Raw genomic sequence first — 19055 nt, 5'->3', positions numbered from 1 at the left:
TTGGAATGCGTTCCCCTGTGGGAGCGAGCCTGCTCGCGAAGAGGTCCGACCGGGCGATAGCTTATTCAAGTGAGCCACCGCTCAAGCACTCCCACCGATTCCAGCTCTTCCAGCCGCCACAATTGCCCGAGCAATGCTTCAGCCTGCCCCCGCGACATCACCCGCTCGGCCAAACTGAAAAATTTATCCTCCAGCGCCCCCTCACTCAGAGGATTGCCCGGCGCACCCAACGGCACTTCAACACACAGGCTCGCCTGCCGACCGTCCACGGTCCGCAGCGTCACCACGGGCTCGCCATCCTCTGACAGTTGCGGGTCCACTTCAAGGTGAATGCGCGACATCCACTGTGTCACCCGTGGATCGTGGCGCAGTTCATCGTCGTAGGCCTGCAACCGGCAATGACCATGCACCAGCCGCGCAGCCAGCGCATAGGGCAGGCTCATCTGCGCCGCCGCCAGGGTGTCGACGTCGTGGCCGCCGCACATGTCCTGCAGAAAACTGCACAGCGAAATGTGAATGTCCTCGACCTCATCGACCTGCACCTGCAATTGCTCCAGCAGCAAGCCAAAGGCATCGATGGCCGAATGGGTGCCGCGGCATGAGGCGTAGGGTTTGATCGAGCAGCGGGCGAGTTTCCACACGACGCCCAGGTCTGCGTCCAGCGCCTGGGGTTGTGCAGTGTCACCGGCCAGGGTCTTGAGGAAACCGCCCCAGACATCTTCGAACAACTGCGACGGACCGCTGATCCCCTGTTGGGCAAATCGCGCTGCCAGCAAGCCACCTTCGGCGGCGCGGCCGCTGTGCAGTTTTTTGCTTTGCGAGCCGTCGTGAATAAACGCCCACAAACCGCCACTGAAGCTGCCGGCGATGCCCAGTGCCGACAGGGTTTGCCGCGCATCCAGGCCGAGAATGCGCGCACTGGCGGCGGCCGCGCCGAACACGCCACAGGTTGCCGTGGAGTGCCAACCGGCGCCGTTATGCGCCGAGTAGCCACCGCAGGCTTCGAGCACCCGGCGCCCGATGTCGTAACCGATCACCACCGCCGTGATGAACTCGCGGCCGGTCACCGCTTGCCCGGACATCGACACCGCCGCCATCACGGCGGGCAAGACCACGGCGCCGGAATGGTCGCAGCCTCCAGTGTCGTCCAGTTCCAGAGCATGGGCGGCGATGCCGTTGAGCATGGCGGCCTGAGTCGCGCCGACCCGCAAGTCCGTGCCCCAGACCAACGTATTGCCAGGCTCACCGCCGAACACCTGACGCGCTTGCTTTGCGATGTCGCTGTCAGCCCCGGCCAGGGACGCGCCGAAGGTGTCGAGGATGTGGCGCCTGGCTTGCTCCACTAGCGCCGGTGGCAAATCGTCAAACGTCGTTTCGACGCAAAATTGCGCCAGTCGCTGCATCCGTTCAGTCATACGATGTAGTCCCGGTAATGACGTTCATACACCGACGCCGGATGATCCCGGGTCACCGGTGCCGCCGATTCAGCCCACCATCGGGCGACTTCGGCACCCGTGGCGACCCACACGTCATCGTGCTGCACAATTCCCTCAAGCAACTCCCGCAACACCCCGATCCGCCCCGGTGTCGCAATGATTTCCGGGTGCAGGCGCAGCACGTAGCACAGGCCGAAGCGATGAAACCCGGCGAAGTCCATTTGCAGATTGCCCAGGGTGTGGCTGTAGGACGCGATCCGCGATTGCGCCGGTGGCACGGCAGGACTGAGGTTGAAGGCGAAGTAGGGTTCGTCTTCCAGTTCATAGTGCAGCGGCAACTCGATCACCTCAGGCGAAGTCGGGTGCGCGAACGGCAAGTCATCGCCGCGCCATGACGATGACCAGCGAATACCCTGATCCCTCAACGCTTCGATAAAGCCCGGCGCACCGTTGCCGGCGGGGATACGGAACCCCGTGGGACGCTGGCCGGTCAGTGCCGCCAAGGTTTCGCAGCCCTTGGCGATGTCGGCGCTCTGTTCGGCCAGGTCGAGGTGGTCGTAGTTCTGATGGCGATACCCGGCGCAGGCGATCTCATGGCCGCCGGCCTGGATTGCGCGAAGGTGTTCGGGGTTTTCCTCGGCGACGACGCCGGGGACAAACCAGCTGCTGGCGACGCCAAGTTCATTGAACAGACCCAACAAGCGCTCGACCCCGCGCTGCGTGCCGTAACGCCACACCGACAGGGTTTTGTCGCGCCCGGCGACTTCCGGGGCCTGGGTGAGGATGCCGTGGATGTCGTTGTAATCGACGGTCAGTACTACTGCGCAGCGATAACCCTTGGGCCAGACAGTGGACTCAGCCATGGTGATGCTCCTTGAGCCACCACTGGGCGACGTCGCGGCAGGTGGCGAACCAGACGTCGTCGCGTTGACGCATGTGTTCGAAGAGTTTTTCCAGCAACAGGATGCGCCCTGGTTTGCCGGTGATCTTGGGGTGGAACAGGGTCGTCAGGCACAGCCCTTCATCCATGGCGCCGTCGTATTCGCAGCACCAGTTGTCGAGGGTCAGCGCGTAGCTGGCGGTACGGTCCAGCCCGGAAGGGAAGTCCGGCGCCCGGGTGTAGGCGAGGGAGGCGTAGTCGTCCATTTCCCAGCGCCCGGGGATTTCCACCAGCGGCGTGACGTGGCCCGGTACATTCACCAGGTACGGACGATCATCACCGCGCATGCTGCTGGAGTAGGTCACGCCGGCCTCGACCAGCATCGCCGGGGTTTGCGCGTGCCAGTCGCCGGACGGTGTGCGGAAACCTTCGGCGCGGATGTTCAGGTGCTTCCAGAACACCTCGCGGGACCGTTTCATCACGTCCTTCTGCTGTTCCAGCGTCAGGGCGTAAAAGGATTCGTGTTTGTAGCCGTGATACGCCACCTCATGCCCGCGCTCGACAATCGCCTGGCACTGTTTGGGCCAGTTCTCCACGACCCAGGCCGGAACGAAGAACGTCGTCGGGAGACGGAACTCGTCGAGCAGGTCAAGAATCCGCGGCAATGCCCGGTACGGGCCGTAGCCGCCGAAACCGAAGTACTCGGGTTTGCGCCAGATCGAGCCATTGAGCATGGCATCGCCGGTCGGGCCGTCGAGATCGAAGGCCAGGGCCAGGCAGCCTTTGTGCCGGTCGGGCCAGGTGGGTTGGGGTGAGGAGGACATCTTTGGTACTCCAACTCTCTAAAAATAAACACCGGAGCAAAGCCCCTGTGGGAGCGAGCCTGCTCGCGAATGCGGTGTGTCATTCAACATGAATGTCTGCTGACAGGGCCTCTTCGCGAGCAGGCTCGCTCCCACAGTGGAGGGTGATCAGCTGCCTGTTTATTTCCCGGCGTTGATGGTCACGGTCTTGATCGCCCCCAGTTCCAGATCCCATTTCTTCAGGATTGCCTGGTAGCTGCCATCGTCGATCATGCTCTGCAACGCGACTTTCACCGCTTCGCTCAATTCAGGCTTTTTCTTGCTCACGCCCAGGCCGGTGAACTGCGAGGAGATCGGCAGGCCGACGGTCTTGTACATGTCCTTTTCCTGGGTTTTCAGGTACGGCAGGGTTTCGCTGCCTTGCATGGCCGCGTCGATGCGGCTCTGGCGCAGTTGCGCCCGGGCATCGGCCGAGCCTTCGGTGCCGATCACATTGATCGCCGGTTTGCCGGCGGCTTCACAGTTGGCCTTGCTCCACTCGGCGATTTCCGCCGGGAAGGTGGTACGGCGGCTGGTGCCGACTTTCTTGCCGCACAGGTCGGTGATTTCGTTGGTGTCCTTGTTCTTCTGCAGGGTGTAGAACTGCGGGCCGCTGGTGAAGTAGTCGACGAAGGTCACGCTGGCCTGACGCTCCTTGGTGTCGGTCATGCCCGACAGCACCATGTCCACGCGGTCGGTGGTCAGGGCGTTGATCATTTGTTCGAAACCGGTTTCCTGCCACTTGATTTTCACGCCCAGGCGATCGGCCAGGGCGTTGCCCAGGTCAACGTCGACGCCGGTGAGGGTGTTGGTGGCCGGGTCCTTGAAATCCATCGGCGGGTAGTTCGGCATGATCGCAACGACGATCTCGCCCTTGTCCTTGATGCTGGCCGGCAAGTCGGCGGCGAAGGTGACGCTGGAAGCCATCAGGCCTGCGAGTACTGCTGGGATAACGAAGTTCTTCATGGTCGTTCTCTTATGTGTGTTGTTACGCCAGTCGGCGTTTAGGTTCGAACGGCAGAAATGAAGCTTTGGGTGCGTGGGTTTTGCGGACTTATTAGTATTTCTTCGGGGCTTCCTGCCTCCACGATCTGCCCGCCGTCCATGAACACCATGCGGTTGGAGACTTCGCGAGCGAAGCCCAGTTCATGGGTGACGACGATCATGGTCATGCCGGTCTGCGCCAGGTCGCGCATCACCGACAGCACCTCACCGACCAGTTCCGGGTCGAGTGCCGAAGTGGGTTCATCGAACAGCATCAGCTTGGGCCGCATGGCCAGGGCGCGGGCGATCGCCACCCGTTGCTGCTGGCCACCCGAGAGTTCGATCGGGTAGCTGTTGCGCTTGTCGGCCAGGCCGACGCGGGCGAGCAGTTCCACGGCTTCTTCGTGCGCCTCCTTGGGCGAACGCTTGAGCACCTGGCACGGCCCTTCGATGATGTTTTGCAGCACGGTCATGTGCGGGAACAGGTTGAAGCGCTGGAACACCATGCCGGTGGACAGGCGCTGGCGGGCGATCTGCGTCTCGTTGAGTTCGTGCAGTTTGTTGCCGACGATGCGGTAACCCACCAGCTCGCCATCAACCCACAGACCACCCTTGTCGATTTTTTCCAGCTGATTCACGCAGCGCAGCAAGGTGCTCTTGCCCGAGCCGGACGGGCCGATGATGCACAGCACTTCGCCTTGCTCGACTTCGATGTTGATGTCCTTGAGCGCGTGGAAATGGTCGTAGTATTTGTTCAGGCTCACGGCCTTGACGATGCTTCTCATGTCGGATTCCTCAAGAACGCTTGCCGGCGCCGCGAGCGAAACGACGCTCCAGGCGGCTTTGACCGAAGGACAGCACGGTGACGGTGGCCAGGTACCAGATACCGGCGACGATCAGCAGTTCCATCACGCGGGCGTTGGCGTAGTAGATGTTCTGGGCGTTGTAGAGCAGTTCCGAGTACTGGATGACGCTCGCCAGCGAGGTCATTTTCACCATGCCGATGAACTCGTTGCCCACCGGCGGAATGATGATCCGCATGGCCTGGGGCAGGATGATCCGGCGCAGCGCTTGCAGGCGCGGCATGCCGATCGACTTGGCGGCTTCGTATTGCCCGGTGTCCACCGAAAGCAGGCCGGCACGCACCACTTCGGCGGTGTAGGCGCCCTGATTGATGCTCAAGCCGAGCAGGGCCGCCACGAACGGCGTCATCAGGCTCACGGTGTCGAATTCGAAGAGCCCGGGGATGCCGATGGTGGGGAAGATCAACGCCAGGTTGAACCACAACAGCAACTGCAGGATCAGCGGCGTACCGCGGAACAGCCAGGTGTAGGTCAGCGCCACGTAGCGCAGGATCGGGTTGGCCGACATGCGCATGATCGCCGTGATCACCCCGAACACGATGCCCAGGGCCATCGCCAGCACTGCCATGACGATGGTGTTGAGCAAACCCCACATGATCGCCTGGGAGGTGAGGAACTGGCCGATGTACGACCATTCGATCTTGCCTTCGGCGAAGGCGCGCACCAGGCCCAGAATGGCAATGACGATCACCGTGGCGAAGAAGATCCGCCCGTAGTAGCGCCGTGGCACGTGTTGGTACTGGGTTATGTCAAACTGGTTTTCCGCCAGTTTGCGCTCCGCCTGGAGTCGTTCTGCCTGTGTCTGGCTCATGGTTGTTTCTCCGTACACTGTTCTTTCAAATCCACCGCAGTCCCTGTGGGAGCGAGCCTGCTCGCGAAGGCGGTGGGTCAGTCAGCATTGATGTTGAATGTGATGACCTCTTCGCGAGCAGGCTCGCTCCCACAGGTTCTGTGCAGTGCCTTAGAGGCGGAAGCCCTGATAGTCCTCGGTCCAGGCTTGCTGGGCAGCGAGGGCGGTTTTCAGCCGGCCGATCTGCTCGCGTACCTGCTGCGGCGCGGTGCCGCCCCAGCCGCTGCGGGCGGCGATGGCAGCTTCCAGGGTCAGGCTGTCACGCACTTCGGGCGTCAGGCGCGGATCGATTTCGGCCAGCAACGCCGGCGAGGCTTCCCACAACTCGATGTCGTGTTTCTCGCAGGCCTTGACCAGCGCACCGGTGATTTCGTGGGCTTCCTTGAACGGCACGCCGCGCACCGCCAGCCAGTCGGCCACTTCAGTGGCGAGGGTGAAACCCAGCGGGGCCTGGCGACGCAACTCTTCGACGTTGACTGTCATGGTCGCCACCATCCCGGCCATGGCCGGCAGCACCAACAGCAGCGTGTCGACGCTGTCGAGCACGCCGTGCTTGTCTTCGCTCAAGTCGCGGTTGTAGGACAGCGGTAGGGATTTGAGCGTGGAGAGCAGGCCGGTCAGGTTGCCGATCAGGCGACCGGCCTTGCCTCGCGCCAGTTCGGCAATGTCCGGGTTTTTCTTCTGCGGCATGATCGAGCTGCCGGTGGCGTAGGCATCGTCCAGCGCGACCCAGCGAAACTGCCGCGACGACCACAGGCAGAACTCTTCAGCCAGGCGTGAGATGTTGATCCCGAGCATGCTGGCGATAAACAGGAATTCGGCGACGTGATCACGGCTGGCCACGGCGTCGATGGAGTTTTCGCACACGCCGCTGTAGCCCATTTCCCTGGCCGACTGTTGTGGCAGGCGGGCGATGGCCGAGCCGGCCATGGCTGCCGCGCCCAGTGGCGACAGCGAGGTGCGTGCGTCCCAGTCCACCAGGCGTTGCACGTCACGCAGCATCGATTGCGCGTGGGCCAGCAGGTGATGGGCGAACACGATAGGCTGCGCCTGCTGCAAATGGGTGAAGCCGGGGCAGATGCTTTCGACGTGTTGTTCGGCCTGATTGACCAGCGCCTGCTGCAAGGCCAGCACTTCGACGGTCAGGGTGCGTACGTGATCGCGCAGGAACAGACGCAGGTCGTTGGCGGTCTGGTCATTGCGCGAACGACCGGCGCGCAGCTTGCCGCCCAGGGCGCCGAGACGTTCGGTCAACAGACGCTCGATGAAGGTGTGGACGTCTTCGTCGTCCAGGGTCGGCGCGATGCTGCCGGCACGGAAGTCAGCGCCGATCTGCTCCAGCGCACCGAGCATGGCCCGGGTTTCCTGTTCGTTCAGAAGCCCGGCGCGCTGCAATTCCCGGGCGTGGGCCTTGGAGCCGGCGAGGTCGTACGGGGTGAGGCGGAAATAGCGCTCGGGACAACGGGACAGCGCGGCCAGGGCTTCGGACGGACCGCTTTTGAAGCGAGCACCCCAGAGACGGTCGGTGGCTTGAGACATGGTTGTTTTCCTCGTCGGTAATGCGAACGAAATCGTTATGTCAGGCCTGAAATACCCATCAGGGCGTCGTCAGGTCAGATAAAAATCAGGGGCAGGGGACTAGCGCAGTTGCAAAAGGGCGAGAGCTGATCGAAGTGTCAGCTTTTAATGCTTCGAAATCAGTGTTTTGGCACTGAAGTTCGGAATTTCTGTGTGGTTGCCAAGTCTGGTTTTCTGTGTTCATTATTATTAGGCCAGCTATGTTTTTGTTGTTGGACACAGGTTGTTGAATCGGGCGCCAGAGGTAAATAAGCATTATGGAAACCCCACTTTCCAATTCCGGAAACCCGCCGCCGAAAACGCTGCAACGGGCACCGCTGGCCCTGAGCGGGCTGGATTTCAAATTGCTCAAGGTGTTCAAGGCGGTGGTCGAAGCGGGTGGTTTCAGCGCGGCGCAAAACGAACTGAATGTGGGCCTGGCAGCCATCAGCAAACAGATCTCCGACCTGGAAATCCGCATTGGCATGCGTCTGTGCACCCGAGGTCGGGAAGGGTTTCACCTGACCGAAGAAGGGCGTCTGGTGTACCAGGCGTCGATTGACTTATTTGCCTCGGTTGACAACTTTCGTGACCGGCTTAGTTCAGCGCAGAATGAACTTATCGGCGATCTTGGCGTGGGGGTTATTGATAATACGATTTCCGATCCGCAATCACCGTTAGTTGCTGCGCTTAGAGTAATAAACGAGCAGTCACCTAAAGTAAGGTTTCAACTCCAGGCATCGCAACTGGATGAGGTTGAACGCGGCGTTGTCGAGGGGCGATTGGTGGCCGGTATCGTGCCGGTTTATCAACGGAGGGAAGAGTTCGATTACTACCCGTTGTACGAGGAACGCTCCGAGGTTTATTGCGCCGTAGGCCACCCGTTGTTCGAGAGGCCGGCGGATCAGATGAGCAGCAACATGCTCAAGGATTACGAGTGCATCAACCACCGCTACGCGATCCATCGCGACAAGCTCAACTTTGCCCACTACGACAGTTTTTCCGCTTCCGCAACCCAGGTGGAAGCCGTGGCGCTGCTGATCAGGACCGGGCGTTTCGTGGGTTTTCTGCCACAGCATTACGCGGCTAATTGGGTGGCGCAGGGGCAGTTTCGTGCGCTGTGTCCAGAGCTGATCCATATCGACACGCCGTTCAATCTGATCCTGCGGCACAACACCGTGCGCAGTCCGTTGGTGAAGGCGTTTGCCCAGGCGTTGGGTGTCGACCTTAAAGCCACAATCTAATGGCTTGGTGCAATCAAACTGTGGGAGCGAGCCTGCTCGCGAAAGCGGTGTGTCAGTCGACAAACAGGTTGTCTGACACCCCCCTCTTCGCGAGCAGGCTCGCTCCCACAGTTTTTTGTGCACGACTTACTGTCGTTAGTTGCAAAACAATATTTTTCAAGCCACCGAAACAGCAGGCCAACTCTGCAACGCAATCGGCAACTTGCGCGACTCGCCACGCCCCATCGGGAAGTACGTGAAACCGGCGCGAGCCAGGCGTTCGGTGTCGTAGAGATTGCGACCGTCGAAGATCACCGGGGCATTGAGTCGTTGGCGGATCAGCTCGAAATCCGGGGCCTTGAATGGCTGCCATTCGGTGCAGATGATCAGCGCGTCGGCGCCATTCAACACCGACTCCGGCGTGCCCATGAGCATCAGCTTCGCTTCATCGGGGTACAGTCGCTGGGTCTCCTGCATGGCTTCGGGATCGAATGCCCGCACATTCGCTCCCGCGGCCCACAGTGCTTCGAGCAGCACCCGGCTCGGCGCATCGCGCATGTCGTCGGTGTTGGGTTTGAACGCCAGCCCCCATAAGGCAAAGGTCTTGCCGCGCAAGTCGCCCTGGTAGAAGGCCTTGATGCGCTCGAACAGTTTGTGCTTCTGCCGCTGGTTGATGGCTTCCACCGCTTGCAGCAGGTCGCTGGAGCAATGGGCTTGTTCGGCGCTGTGGATCAGGGCGCGCATGTCCTTGGGGAAGCACGAACCGCCGTAGCCGCAGCCGGGGTAGATGAAGTGGTAGCCGATGCGCGAATCGGCGCCGATGCCCAGGCGCACCGATTCGATGTCGGCTCCCAGGTGTTCGGCCAGTTCGGCCATCTGGTTGATGAAGCTGATCTTGGTCGCCAGCATGCAGTTGGCGGCGTACTTGGTCAGCTCGGCGCTGCGCAGGTCCATGAACAAGATGCGGTCATGGTTGCGGTTGAACGGCGCGTACAGGTCGCGCATCACCTCGCGTACCTCATCGCGCTCGCAGCCGATGACGATACGGTCCGGGCGCCGGCAATCGGCCACGGCCGAGCCTTCCTTGAGAAACTCGGGGTTGGAGACGATATCGCACTGCAGCAGGCGCCCGACCTTGATCAGGCATTTGTCGATGTGCGCGCGCAAGGTATCGCCGGTGCCCACCGGCACCGTGGACTTCTCCACGAGGATCACCGGTTGTTCACGGTGCCGCGCCACGGCTTCACCCACCGCCAGCACGTAACGCAAATCCGCCGAGCCGTCGTCCCGGGACGGCGTGCCAACCGCGATGAACAGCACTTGGCCATGCTGCACGGCGAGTTTTTCGTCGGTGGTGAACTGCAGGCGTCTGGCGTCCAGGCCCTCACGCACCAGGCTGGCCAGTCCCGGTACGAAAATGCTCACGTGGCCCTGTTGCAACAGTTCGACTTTTTTCGGGTCAATGTCCATGCACACCACGTCATGGCCGACTTCAGCCAGAACCGCTGCTTGAACCAGACCCACATAACCGCTGCCAAACACGCTGATTTTCATGGGGCATTCCTGTCCTGATCCACTCAGGATCAGGATTAACAGCGCCATGTTTCAGTTCATCTATCGGCAAGTCGACGTCCTGGACTGCTCGACAATTGACTTTCCCGGTCTGGAGCGGCAGCGTAACGGCCTGCCGTTTTGCCCACTTCTGTACTTTTTTCATTCAAGGCTGTTTCGTTTGACTGACTTACCCGCTGTTGCTGCAACCCCCCCCCGACCCAACCCGCTGACCCTGTACCTGGCGCGACTGGCGCCGTCCAGCCAACTGACCATGCGCTACGTGTTGCAGGACGCCGCCGACCGCCTGGGCTTCGAAGACGTGAATATCGAGGAAATTCCCTGGCATGAGCTGCAACCCGAGGACGTGATTGCGCTGGTGGCCACCTTGCGCACCGACGGTTACGCGCCCAATACCTCGTCGCTGTACGTCAACGCGGTGCGCGGGGTGATGAACGAAGCGTGGCGCATGAGCCTGATCAGCCAGGAGCACTTGCTGAAAATGCGCTCGGTCAAGGGCATCGCCGGCACCCGGTTGTCCCAGGGGCGCAATCTGCGACGCACGTTGATCCAGGAACTGATGGAAGTCTGCGCCGCCGATCCACGCCCCCAAGGCCTGCGGGACGCGGCGATCATCGGGATTCTGTACGGCTCGGGCATGCGCAAGTCGGAATCGGTGAACCTCGATCTCAACCAGGTGGATTTCACCGAGCGTAGCTTGCAGGTCACGGCCAAGGGCAACAAGCAACTGATCAAATACGCCCCGGCCTGGGCCTTCGCCAAACTCGATGCCTGGCTGGAGTTGCGCCGTTCACAGCTCAAGGAAGGTGAAGCGGACGATAGCTTCCTGTTCAACCGCATTCGCCGCGGCAGCCACATCACCCGCGAGCGCATCACCAAACACGCGATCTACTACATTGCCCGCCAGCGCGGGGCGCAGGTGGGGGTGAAAATCATGCCCCATGATTTCCGTCGTTCGTTCATCACCCGGGTGATCGAAGAACACGATCTGTCGATCGCACAGAAACTCGCCCACCACAGCAACATCCAGACCACCGCCAACTACGACGTGCGCGACGACAACGAACGGCGCCGGGCGGTGGATCGCTTCGATCTTTGATCGTGTACAGCTGTGGGAGCGAGCCTGCTCGCGAAGGCGGCCTTTCAGGCACAGGAAATCCGGAGGATGTACCTACCTCTCCGCGACCAGGCTCGCTCCCACAGGGGATCATCAGTCGGCACATACGCTGACCACGACACCGCTCCCACAGGGGAATGGGTTCAGGGCTCGCTCAGGACGTGGGCATGGCCGATGGTGGAGACATGAACGGCGCTGCCAGCCGGGGGCGCGTACATGCCGGAGCTGCGCACCAGCAGTGATCGTCCCGACTGCTCGCCGGAGGCCGAAGACTGCAATTCCACGGTCAGGGTACAGGTGTTGCCGCTGAAATCCCGTTCGGTCACCACGGCGCGGCAGCCCACGACTTCCGCGGTATGCGGCATGACGCTGGCCAGTTGCAGTTGCTCGGGTCGCAACATGATCTGCGCCGCGCTGTTGTTGCGGTGGTTGTTGACCGGTATCCGACCCAGATCGCAGTGCGCCCAGCCTGCCTCGATGCGGGCCGGCATGACCACCGCGTCGCCGAGAAACAGCGCGGTCTGGACATCGTCGGGATAGCGATAGAGATCCAAAGGATGCCCGGATTGCACCAGCCGGCCATGGCGCATCACCGCCAGTTGATCGGCGAAGGACAATGCTTCGCTCTGGTCATGGGTGACCAGGATGGTGGTAACCCCAGCCTCTGCCAACAAACGTGCCACCAATTTGCGCATGCTGGCGCGCAGGCCGGTATCGAGCGCCGAAAACGGCTCGTCCAGCAACATCAGCCGCGGTTGCTGGGCCAGGGCGCGCGCCAGGGCCACCCGTTGCTGTTGGCCGCCGGACAGTTCATGGGGCCAGCGCTCGGCCATGTTCGAGTCAAGGGCCACGCTGTCCATCAACTCCGCGACACGTTCCTGCTTTTCGCTGCCTTTGGTTGCCAGGCCGAAACCGATGTTGGCGGCCACCGTCATGTGCGGGAACAACGCGCCGTCCTGGGGTACATAACCGATCAGGCGCTGATGCGCCGGCACCTCGTGGGTGCTGTCGACCAGGGTCTGGCCATTGAGTGACAGCCGCCCGGAGTCCGGAAACTCGAAGCCGGCGATCATCCGCAGCAAGGTGGTCTTGCCCGATCCCGAAGGCCCGACAATTACCGTACGACTGCCGGCGGGCACCGACAGGCTGACGTTTTCCAGGGCTTTGTGGGCACCGTAGGATTTACTGAGCGAATGCAATTCAAGAGCGTTCATCGGCCAGCCGTTTTTTTGGATTGGTGATAAAGGATTCCGGTCAACGGAAGCGACAGCATAATCATCAGCAGGGCATAGGGCGCCGCCGCCGCGTAATCGATTTCGCTGGTCAAGGCCCAGAATCCGGTGGCCAGTGTCCGCGTGCCGTTGGGTGCGAGCAGCAGGGTGGCGGTCAGTTCATTGGTGATCGCCAGGAACACCAGCGCGGCGCCTGCGGCTGCGCCCGGCGCGGCCAGGCGCAGGGTGATCAGCCACAACGCCCGGACCGGTGAACGACCCAGGCTGCGGGCCATGTTTTCCAGTTCAACGGGGGCCTGGGCGATGCCGGCACGCAGGCTCACCAGCGCGCGGGGCAGGAACATCAGCAGGTACGCCAGCAGCACCGTGATCGTGGTCTGGTAGATCGGCCGGGCAAAATGGATGGTCACGGTGACCAGGGCCAGGGCGACGACGATTCCCGGCAAGGAACTGGTGATGTAGTTGCAGCTTTCCAGCACCCGTTGCAGGCGGCCGGGCGAGCGAATCGACAACCAGGCGATCGGGATGGCGGCGCAGGTGGTCAGGAGCGCGCCCGCCACGCCGAACAGCAGGGTCTGTTCCAGTGCCGGCAGCAGTTCGCTCAAGTCCCAGACTTGCAAGCCGCCGGCAATCAACCATTTGCCCAAGGTTATCAAGGGCACGCCCAGCGCCAGGGCGCAGGTGACGATTTGCAAGGCCAGCGCGAGTACCGTTGCCGGGGCCTTCAGACAGACAATCCGTTGTTCCCGGGCACTGCCGGAGCCGACGCGGGCGTAGCGCGCATTGCCACGGGCAGCGGATTCGACGGTCAGCATCGCCAGGCAGCAAAGCGCCAATACACCGGCCAGCAGGTTGGCGGCGGCGCCGTTGAAGGTGGATTTGAACTGATCGAAGATCGCCGTGGTGAAGGTGTCGAAACGGATCATCGCGTACAGCCCGTATTCGGCCAGCAGGTGCAGGCCGACCAGCAAGGCACCGCCGCAGATGGCCAGGCGCAATTGCGGCAACACCACGCGGAAAAACACCGCCCAAGGCCTGAGCCCCAGGGATTCGGCGACGTCTTCGATGGCCGGATCGAGACGGCGCAACGTGGCGGCAACCGGCAGGTAAAGAAACGGGAAATAGGCGATCACCGAAACCAGTACACCGGCAAACAACCCATGAATCGGCGGGACCAGACTGACCCAGGCATAGCTGTGCACGAACGCCGGTACCGCCAGCGGCGCGGTCGCCAGCAACGACCACCAGCGGCGGCCCGGTAGATGGGTGCGTTCGGTCAGCCACGCCAGCGTCACGCCCAGTGCGATGCACAATGGCACCGTGATGACCACCAGCAACACGGTATTGACCAGCAATTCGCCGACCCGCGGACGGAACACCAGCGGCACCAGGGCGGACCAACCGGTTTGCAGGTACACGCCGATGACGAACGCAATGGGCAGCAGCGCCAGCAACGAAATCAGCACCGACAAACCCACCACCCACGCGCCACCACGGCTCGCGAACAGGCCGCGTGACCGTCGACGCAGATTGGCGGGTGCGGTTTGGGCGACACCCGCCGGCAGGGTTTCAGGTATCAATTAAAGCAGTCCGGCCTGAGTCATCAGCTCCACGGCTTTTTTGCTGTCGAGTTTCGAAGCATCGACGGTTGGCGCGTCGAGCTGCTGCAAAGGCACCAGTTTAGGGTTGGATTGAGCGTTCTTGCCCACGGCATATTCAAACGATTTGCCGTCCTTGAGGATGGCCTGGCCGTCCTTGCCGGTGATCCACTTCAGGAACGCCTGGGCTTGTTCCTTGTGTTTGCTGGACGCCAGGACACCGCCGCCGGAGATGCTGACAAACGCTCCCGGGTCCTTGTGCTTGAAATAGTGCAGGGCGGTGTTCTTGCTGTTTTCGCCGGTCTTGGACTGATCGACGAAGCTGTAATAGTGGTAGATCACGCCGCTGTCGATCTGCCCGGCATTGACCGCCTTGAGTACCGAGCTGTTGCCGCGATAAGCGGTGAAGTTGGTTTTCATCGCCTTGAGCCAGTCGAGGGTCGCGGCTTCGCCTTTCTGTTCGAGAATCGCCGCGACGATGGCCTGGAAGTCGGCACCGCCCGGCGACGCGCCCCAGCGACCTTTCCAGCTCGGGTCAGCAAGGTCCATGATCGATTTTGGCAATTGGGTTTCAGGCAGCTTGCTCGGGTTATAGACGAACACCGTGGAACGTGCGGCGATTCCCACCCATTTGCCGTGGGCTGGGCGGTAGGCGGTATCGATTTGCTCCAGGGTGGCCTGGTCGACCGGTGCAAACAGGCCGGCGTTGTCCACCAGGACCATGGCCGGGGAGTTTTCGGTCAGGAACACATCGGCTGGCGAGGCGGCGCCTTCCTGCACGATCTGGTTGCCCATTTCGGTGTCATCGCCGTTGCGCAAGGTGACCGGAATACCGGTGTCCTGAGTGAACCCTTCAACCCAGGCCTTGGTCAGGCCTTCGTGCTGCGCGTTGTACACCACAATGCCGACGCCTTCGGCGGCATACACGTGGCCGGCGCTCATCAGCGCGGTGGTCAGCAGGGCTTGTTTCAGGAAAGACGGGATTCGGGAAATCATGCTATGGCAGCTCCTGGTTTTTTGGTTTCGAGCAAGCAGATTCGACGGGGACAACGTCGATTATTGTAGATCAATAGGAATCATTTGCATGTTTGTGGAGGTAAACCACCGATGAAACCTTGTGGGAGCGAGCCTGCTCGCGAATGCGGTCTGTCATTCACCCTTCATGTGTCTGACCCGCCCCCTTCGCGAGCAGGCTCGCTCCCACAGGGGGAATGGTTCCCACAGTGATGCATTGTGTTACTGGCTGGCATTTGCGGACGGGCAGCCTTTTTGTGTATTGCTCGCCGCCTGGCTGATCAGCGCCGCCAGGCGTCTGACGTTGTTCTGCTGCGCCGCCACCAACTCGTCGATGGACGGTCCGGAAGGCGTTTGCAACGTGCTGCGGCAAGGCAGCAGGGTGTCCTCGCCGTTGCGCAGGCGCCACTTCACATCGATCAACCCGTATTGACCGGGAATCGAATCGAACCGCTGTACATCGACTCGCACCGAGATTTTGCGCTGGGGATTGCTATTGACCATCTGATCGAGCAGGGCGGCGCGCAATTCATCCACCAGGCTGGCGCCCCACCAGTCGGTTTCGAGGATGGCCATGCCGGTGTTGCCCTGACGCACGACAATCTGCGGGCGATCGACCTGCGGCGGTACCATCAGACTCTCGATCTGGATCTCCGCGGTGGACCTTGAATTGCCGCTCAGCTGGGCCGGGGTCAAGGTGTGGAACTGAATCGGGTCGCTGCGACAAGCGGCGAGCAATGACAGCACAGCGATCAATGTAATCTTCAGCGCAAAACCCATGAAAGATGCTCCTGTGGTCATTTGCTTGGCGGCCCTTGCAGATCAATGGGCGCGGCATTCTTGGGCCGGCCGCGAATCAACGATTCCGGGTGCCGGCCCAGGTAGTCCGCGAGGTCTCGCAAGGAGCGCGATGTGCGTCCAAGCTCGTCCAGCGTCTCCCCCAGTTTTTCCCGTTGCGGCGAATCGTCGGCCAGGGTCGAGTTGGCCGATTGCAGCGTCGTATTGGCCGATTGCAGGGTCTTGCTGACATCTATCAGGGTGGTTTGCACACTCGGCAGGGTCTTGGCGTTGAACTGGCCCAACCCTTTGCGCAGTTCCACGAGGTTGCTGTCGAGGTTGCCGGCAATCCGCTCGATGGGCAGCTGATTGATCTTGTTGACCATCGCTTCGAGTTTTTCCTGCAGCTGTTCGAGACTACCGGGCACCGTCGGAATGCTGACCGGGCGAACGCTCGGATCAAAGGCGACTTTCTCCGCCTTGGGGTAGAAGTCCAGGGCGATGTACAGCTGGCCGGTCAGCAGATTGCCGGTTCGGGCCTGACCGCGCAGGCCATTCTCGATGAACGTCCCCATCAGCCGTACGCTCGCGGCTTCATCGTTGGGGTCATGATTCAACGCCTTGAGCATCTTGGTGTGGGCCTGTCCCAGGCGCTGCGGGTAAATCACGATGCCGACGTTGACCGGGAAACTGCGTTTTTTTGCGTCGAAGTCCAGGTTGACCGACACCACTTTGCCGATTTCCACGCCGAGGAACTCCACCGGCGCATCAACCCTGAGCCCGCGCAGCGCCTGTTCGAAACGCAAGGCCAGGAATTGCGGCTTGCCGTTGGGCGGGGCGAGGGCGGTTTGCTGGTCCTCGAACAGTTCGTAGGCATACTCTTCCGGGGCCGGTTTATCGTTGGGACTGTATTCCGGTGCGCGAAAGGCAATGCCCCCTACCAGGATCGAAGACAGGGACTCGGTCTTGACCGCAAAACCGTTGGCGCCGACGTTCACGTCGATACCGCTGGCATTCCAGAAGCGGGTGTTCTCGGTGACATAGGCATCGTTGGGCGAATGGATGAACAGCTCGATGTTGACCCCTTTGCCGTCAGGATCCAGCGCGTAGGCCACGACCTGGCCGACTTGAATCTTGCGAAAGTAGACTGGCGATCCGATATCCAGAGAGCCGAGATCCTGGGTGTGCAGCGTGAAGCGCTTGCCCGGCTCGCCGTAAGTGATCGGCGGCGGATTTTCCAGACCTCTGAAGTTTTTCTTGCGGGCATTGGCCTGGCCGATGTCGGCGCCGATGTAGTCGCCGGACAACAGGGTATCGATACCCGATACACCACCAGCGCCGATGCGCGGGCGCACCACCCAGTACTGCGAGTCTTCGCGGGTGAAGCTTTCGGCCTGTTTGGCCAGTTTGACGGTGGCGTTGACACTTTTCTGGTCATTGCTCAGTTCCACGTCCGTGACCTGGCCGATGACGACGTTGCGGTATTTGACCTGGGTCTTGTTGGCCGTCAGGCCGTCGCCGGTCTTGAAGGTCACGGTGATGGTCGGCCCTTCCTGCATGATGCTGTGAACCACCAGGGAAATCCCCACCAGCACCGCGATGATCGGCACGATCCACACCAGCGACACGCTGAAACGGCGGGTCTTGATGGGCGCCTGGCCAGGGGCTTGCGGCCCTTCAGTGGCTTGTTGCTTCATCCTTGACCTCCTCAAAGTGTGGATTTTCGCCCTTGGCGTCCCAGATCAGCCGCGGGTCGAAACTCATCGCCGACAGCATGGTGAACACCACCACCAGGCCAAAGAACAGAATGCCCGGACGCGGCTCGATGTCGGCCAGGGCTTGAAACTTCACCAGCGAGGCCACCAGCGCGACCACGATCACGTCGAGCATCGACCAGTAGCCGATGACCTCGACGAAGCGGTACATCTTTGACCGTTCCTTGCATGCCCATAGGCTATTGCGTTGCACCGTGACCAGCAGCAGCGTCAGGGCGACGAACTTGACGCCCGGCACCGCGATGCTGGCGATGAAAATGATCAGGGCAATGTCCCAGGCACCGTGCTGCCAGAACTCCAGCACGCCGCTCATGATCGTGCTGTCGGCACCACTGCCGACCATTTTGGTGTTCATCACCGGTAACAGATTGGCCGGGATGTAAAACACCAGGGCGGCGAGCATGTAGGCCCAGGTTCGGGACAACGAGTTGGTCTTGCGCCGGTGCAGGGGGGCGCCGCAGCGCTCGCATTCGTGGGGGTCATGGGTCATGTCACAGGCCAGTCCACAGGTGTGACACAGGCACAGGTTGAGATCGCTGGCGACCGGAGGCGTTGTCATGGGATATCCCACAGATCGCGGATGTCGCGGCCGGCGACGCGGATCATCATCAGGCTGAGGATGGCCAGGGCAAACAGGCCGATGCCGGGCAACACATCCAGTAAGCCGGCGAGTTTGATCACGGCGACCATGGCCCCCAGCAGGCAGACTTCGAGCATGCTCCAGGGCCTGAGGGTTTCCAGCCAGCGCATGCAGAATTTGAACCCCGGCGAACGCCGGTGGGTGAGGGCGAAGCTCAGGACCCAGATCAGCAGCACCAACTGGAAAATTGGCGCGATGATCATGGCGATCGCCGCCACCATCGCGATGAACGTGATCGGCCCAAGACTCAGGGCCAACACCGAATCCCATAGCGTCGCACTGTTCTTCAGACCTTTGAGGCTGATGCTCATGACCGGGTAGAAATTGGCGAAGATCCACAGCATCAGGGCGGTGAAGGTCAATGCCAGCCGCTGCTCCACCGTCAGACCGTTATAGCGCTGAAGCACGCCGCCGCAGCGTATGCACAAGGTCTTCTGATGTTTGGCGAGCGTGACTTTTTCATACACGCAGTCGCAGTGCTCGCAGATGATCAGTGGGTCACTCGTCGCCATGGGCCGGGCTCGACAGAAGGCAGGAATTGATGAGCACCCCCTCAATATAGAAGTGACTCGCAATTGAGCAAATCGAAAGGCACAACGAAGGACCGCACATGTGGCGCAAAAACCTGTGGGAGCGAGCCTGCTCGCGAAGGCGGTGTGTCAGGCAATGGATTTGCCGCGGTATAAACCGTCTTC

At 61.3% G+C, this 19055-nt stretch carries 17 protein-coding genes; 2 read left to right on the top strand and 15 right to left on the bottom strand.

From position 1 onward, the window contains the following. Window positions 1–65: 65 nt before the first annotated feature. The 7 genes from ACW9HW_RS21705 to argH form a co-directional block, all read right to left on the bottom strand. Window positions 66–1415 (bottom strand): MmgE/PrpD family protein, encoded by a 1350-nt coding sequence (locus ACW9HW_RS21705; RefSeq protein ID WP_457401710.1) that lies wholly within the window; start codon window positions 1413–1415, stop codon window positions 66–68. Then, window positions 1412–2299 (bottom strand): polysaccharide deacetylase family protein, encoded by an 888-nt coding sequence (locus tag ACW9HW_RS21700; protein ID WP_457401709.1) that lies wholly within the window; start codon window positions 2297–2299, stop codon window positions 1412–1414. The genes ACW9HW_RS21705 and ACW9HW_RS21700 overlap by 4 nt, the downstream gene beginning before the upstream one ends. After that, complete coding sequence (locus ACW9HW_RS21695; protein WP_457401708.1) at window positions 2292–3140, bottom strand: polysaccharide deacetylase family protein; 849 nt, start codon at window positions 3138–3140, stop codon at window positions 2292–2294. The genes ACW9HW_RS21700 and ACW9HW_RS21695 overlap by 8 nt, the downstream gene beginning before the upstream one ends. Before the next feature lie 159 nt (window positions 3141–3299). Beyond that, complete coding sequence (locus tag ACW9HW_RS21690) at window positions 3300–4124, bottom strand: ABC transporter substrate-binding protein (protein ID WP_457401707.1); 825 nt, start codon at window positions 4122–4124, stop codon at window positions 3300–3302. 38 nt (window positions 4125–4162) lie between these two features. Then, window positions 4163–4927, bottom strand: coding sequence for an amino acid ABC transporter ATP-binding protein (locus ACW9HW_RS21685; protein ID WP_095194808.1), 765 nt, complete (start codon window positions 4925–4927; stop codon window positions 4163–4165). A 10-nt stretch (window positions 4928–4937) separates the two neighbouring features. Continuing rightward, window positions 4938–5816: an amino acid ABC transporter permease gene (locus ACW9HW_RS21680; RefSeq protein ID WP_095194809.1), complete on the bottom strand. Its 879-nt coding sequence runs from the start codon at window positions 5814–5816 to the stop codon at window positions 4938–4940. Between the two features lie 150 nt (window positions 5817–5966). Continuing rightward, complete coding sequence (argH, locus tag ACW9HW_RS21675; protein ID WP_457401706.1) at window positions 5967–7394, bottom strand: argininosuccinate lyase; 1428 nt, start codon at window positions 7392–7394, stop codon at window positions 5967–5969. Between the two features lie 296 nt (window positions 7395–7690). Here argH and ACW9HW_RS21670 point away from each other — a divergent pair, with 296 nt between their 5' ends. Beyond that, the gene (locus tag ACW9HW_RS21670; RefSeq protein ID WP_095194811.1) at window positions 7691–8656 is read left to right on the top strand and encodes a LysR family transcriptional regulator; all 966 of its coding nucleotides are present in this window, start codon (window positions 7691–7693) and stop codon (window positions 8654–8656) included. 156 nt (window positions 8657–8812) lie between these two features. Here ACW9HW_RS21670 and ACW9HW_RS21665 read toward each other — a convergent pair whose 3' ends face one another. Continuing rightward, window positions 8813–10189: a UDP-glucose dehydrogenase family protein gene (locus tag ACW9HW_RS21665; protein ID WP_457401705.1), complete on the bottom strand. Its 1377-nt coding sequence runs from the start codon at window positions 10187–10189 to the stop codon at window positions 8813–8815. A 46-nt stretch (window positions 10190–10235) separates the two neighbouring features. Here ACW9HW_RS21665 and ACW9HW_RS21660 point away from each other — a divergent pair, with 46 nt between their 5' ends. Then, window positions 10236–11306 (top strand): site-specific integrase, encoded by a 1071-nt coding sequence (locus tag ACW9HW_RS21660; RefSeq protein ID WP_457401704.1) that lies wholly within the window; start codon window positions 10236–10238, stop codon window positions 11304–11306. Window positions 11307–11467: 161 nt separating this feature from the next. Here ACW9HW_RS21660 and ACW9HW_RS21655 read toward each other — a convergent pair whose 3' ends face one another. From ACW9HW_RS21655 to ACW9HW_RS21625, 7 genes are all read right to left on the bottom strand, one after another. Next, window positions 11468–12538: an ABC transporter ATP-binding protein gene (locus ACW9HW_RS21655; protein ID WP_457401703.1), complete on the bottom strand. Its 1071-nt coding sequence runs from the start codon at window positions 12536–12538 to the stop codon at window positions 11468–11470. Further along, the gene (locus ACW9HW_RS21650) at window positions 12535–14133 is read right to left on the bottom strand and encodes an ABC transporter permease (protein WP_457401711.1); all 1599 of its coding nucleotides are present in this window, start codon (window positions 14131–14133) and stop codon (window positions 12535–12537) included. The genes ACW9HW_RS21655 and ACW9HW_RS21650 overlap by 4 nt, the downstream gene beginning before the upstream one ends. A 3-nt stretch (window positions 14134–14136) precedes the next feature. Continuing rightward, a complete protein-coding gene (locus ACW9HW_RS21645) occupies window positions 14137–15150 on the bottom strand; it encodes an iron ABC transporter substrate-binding protein (RefSeq protein WP_457401702.1) in 1014 nt (337 codons plus the stop codon). A gap of 240 nt (window positions 15151–15390) precedes the next feature. Beyond that, window positions 15391–15948, bottom strand: a complete 558-nt coding sequence (locus tag ACW9HW_RS21640) for a PqiC family protein (protein ID WP_457401701.1) — start codon at window positions 15946–15948, stop codon at window positions 15391–15393. A gap of 17 nt (window positions 15949–15965) precedes the next feature. Then, entirely contained in the window at window positions 15966–17642 is a 1677-nt protein-coding gene (locus tag ACW9HW_RS21635; RefSeq protein WP_457401700.1) for a PqiB family protein, read from the bottom strand. Then, a complete protein-coding gene (locus ACW9HW_RS21630; protein ID WP_457401699.1) occupies window positions 17623–18279 on the bottom strand; it encodes a paraquat-inducible protein A in 657 nt (218 codons plus the stop codon). The genes ACW9HW_RS21635 and ACW9HW_RS21630 overlap by 20 nt, the downstream gene beginning before the upstream one ends. Beyond that, a complete protein-coding gene (locus ACW9HW_RS21625) occupies window positions 18276–18872 on the bottom strand; it encodes a paraquat-inducible protein A (protein WP_457401698.1) in 597 nt (198 codons plus the stop codon). The genes ACW9HW_RS21630 and ACW9HW_RS21625 overlap by 4 nt, the downstream gene beginning before the upstream one ends. Between the last annotated feature and the right edge of the window lie 183 nt (window positions 18873–19055).

Source organism: Pseudomonas sp. SDO5532_S415, from assembly GCF_054071155.1.
The sequence above is the reverse complement of the archived record's forward strand: the minus strand, read 5'-3'. Positions and strand labels throughout refer to the sequence as shown.

Coding starts and splice junctions, on each gene's coding strand:
- ACW9HW_RS21705 (WP_457401710.1), bottom strand. CDS start 1,415: ATGACTGAACGGATGCAGCGACTGGCGCAATTTTGCGTCGAAACGACG.
- ACW9HW_RS21700 (WP_457401709.1), bottom strand. CDS start 2,299: ATGGCTGAGTCCACTGTCTGGCCCAAGGGTTATCGCTGCGCAGTAGTA.
- ACW9HW_RS21695 (WP_457401708.1), bottom strand. CDS start 3,140: ATGTCCTCCTCACCCCAACCCACCTGGCCCGACCGGCACAAAGGCTGC.
- ACW9HW_RS21690 (WP_457401707.1), bottom strand. CDS start 4,124: ATGAAGAACTTCGTTATCCCAGCAGTACTCGCAGGCCTGATGGCTTCC.
- ACW9HW_RS21685 (WP_095194808.1), bottom strand. CDS start 4,927: ATGAGAAGCATCGTCAAGGCCGTGAGCCTGAACAAATACTACGACCAT.
- ACW9HW_RS21680 (WP_095194809.1), bottom strand. CDS start 5,816: ATGAGCCAGACACAGGCAGAACGACTCCAGGCGGAGCGCAAACTGGCG.
- argH (WP_457401706.1), bottom strand. CDS start 7,394: ATGTCTCAAGCCACCGACCGTCTCTGGGGTGCTCGCTTCAAAAGCGGT.
- ACW9HW_RS21670 (WP_095194811.1), top strand. CDS start 7,691: ATGGAAACCCCACTTTCCAATTCCGGAAACCCGCCGCCGAAAACGCTG.
- ACW9HW_RS21665 (WP_457401705.1), bottom strand. CDS start 10,189: ATGAAAATCAGCGTGTTTGGCAGCGGTTATGTGGGTCTGGTTCAAGCA.
- ACW9HW_RS21660 (WP_457401704.1), top strand. CDS start 10,236: ATGTTTCAGTTCATCTATCGGCAAGTCGACGTCCTGGACTGCTCGACA.
- ACW9HW_RS21655 (WP_457401703.1), bottom strand. CDS start 12,538: ATGAACGCTCTTGAATTGCATTCGCTCAGTAAATCCTACGGTGCCCAC.
- ACW9HW_RS21645 (WP_457401702.1), bottom strand. CDS start 15,150: ATGATTTCCCGAATCCCGTCTTTCCTGAAACAAGCCCTGCTGACCACC.
- ACW9HW_RS21640 (WP_457401701.1), bottom strand. CDS start 15,948: ATGGGTTTTGCGCTGAAGATTACATTGATCGCTGTGCTGTCATTGCTC.
- ACW9HW_RS21635 (WP_457401700.1), bottom strand. CDS start 17,642: ATGAAGCAACAAGCCACTGAAGGGCCGCAAGCCCCTGGCCAGGCGCCC.
- ACW9HW_RS21630 (WP_457401699.1), bottom strand. CDS start 18,279: ATGACAACGCCTCCGGTCGCCAGCGATCTCAACCTGTGCCTGTGTCAC.
- ACW9HW_RS21625 (WP_457401698.1), bottom strand. CDS start 18,872: ATGGCGACGAGTGACCCACTGATCATCTGCGAGCACTGCGACTGCGTG.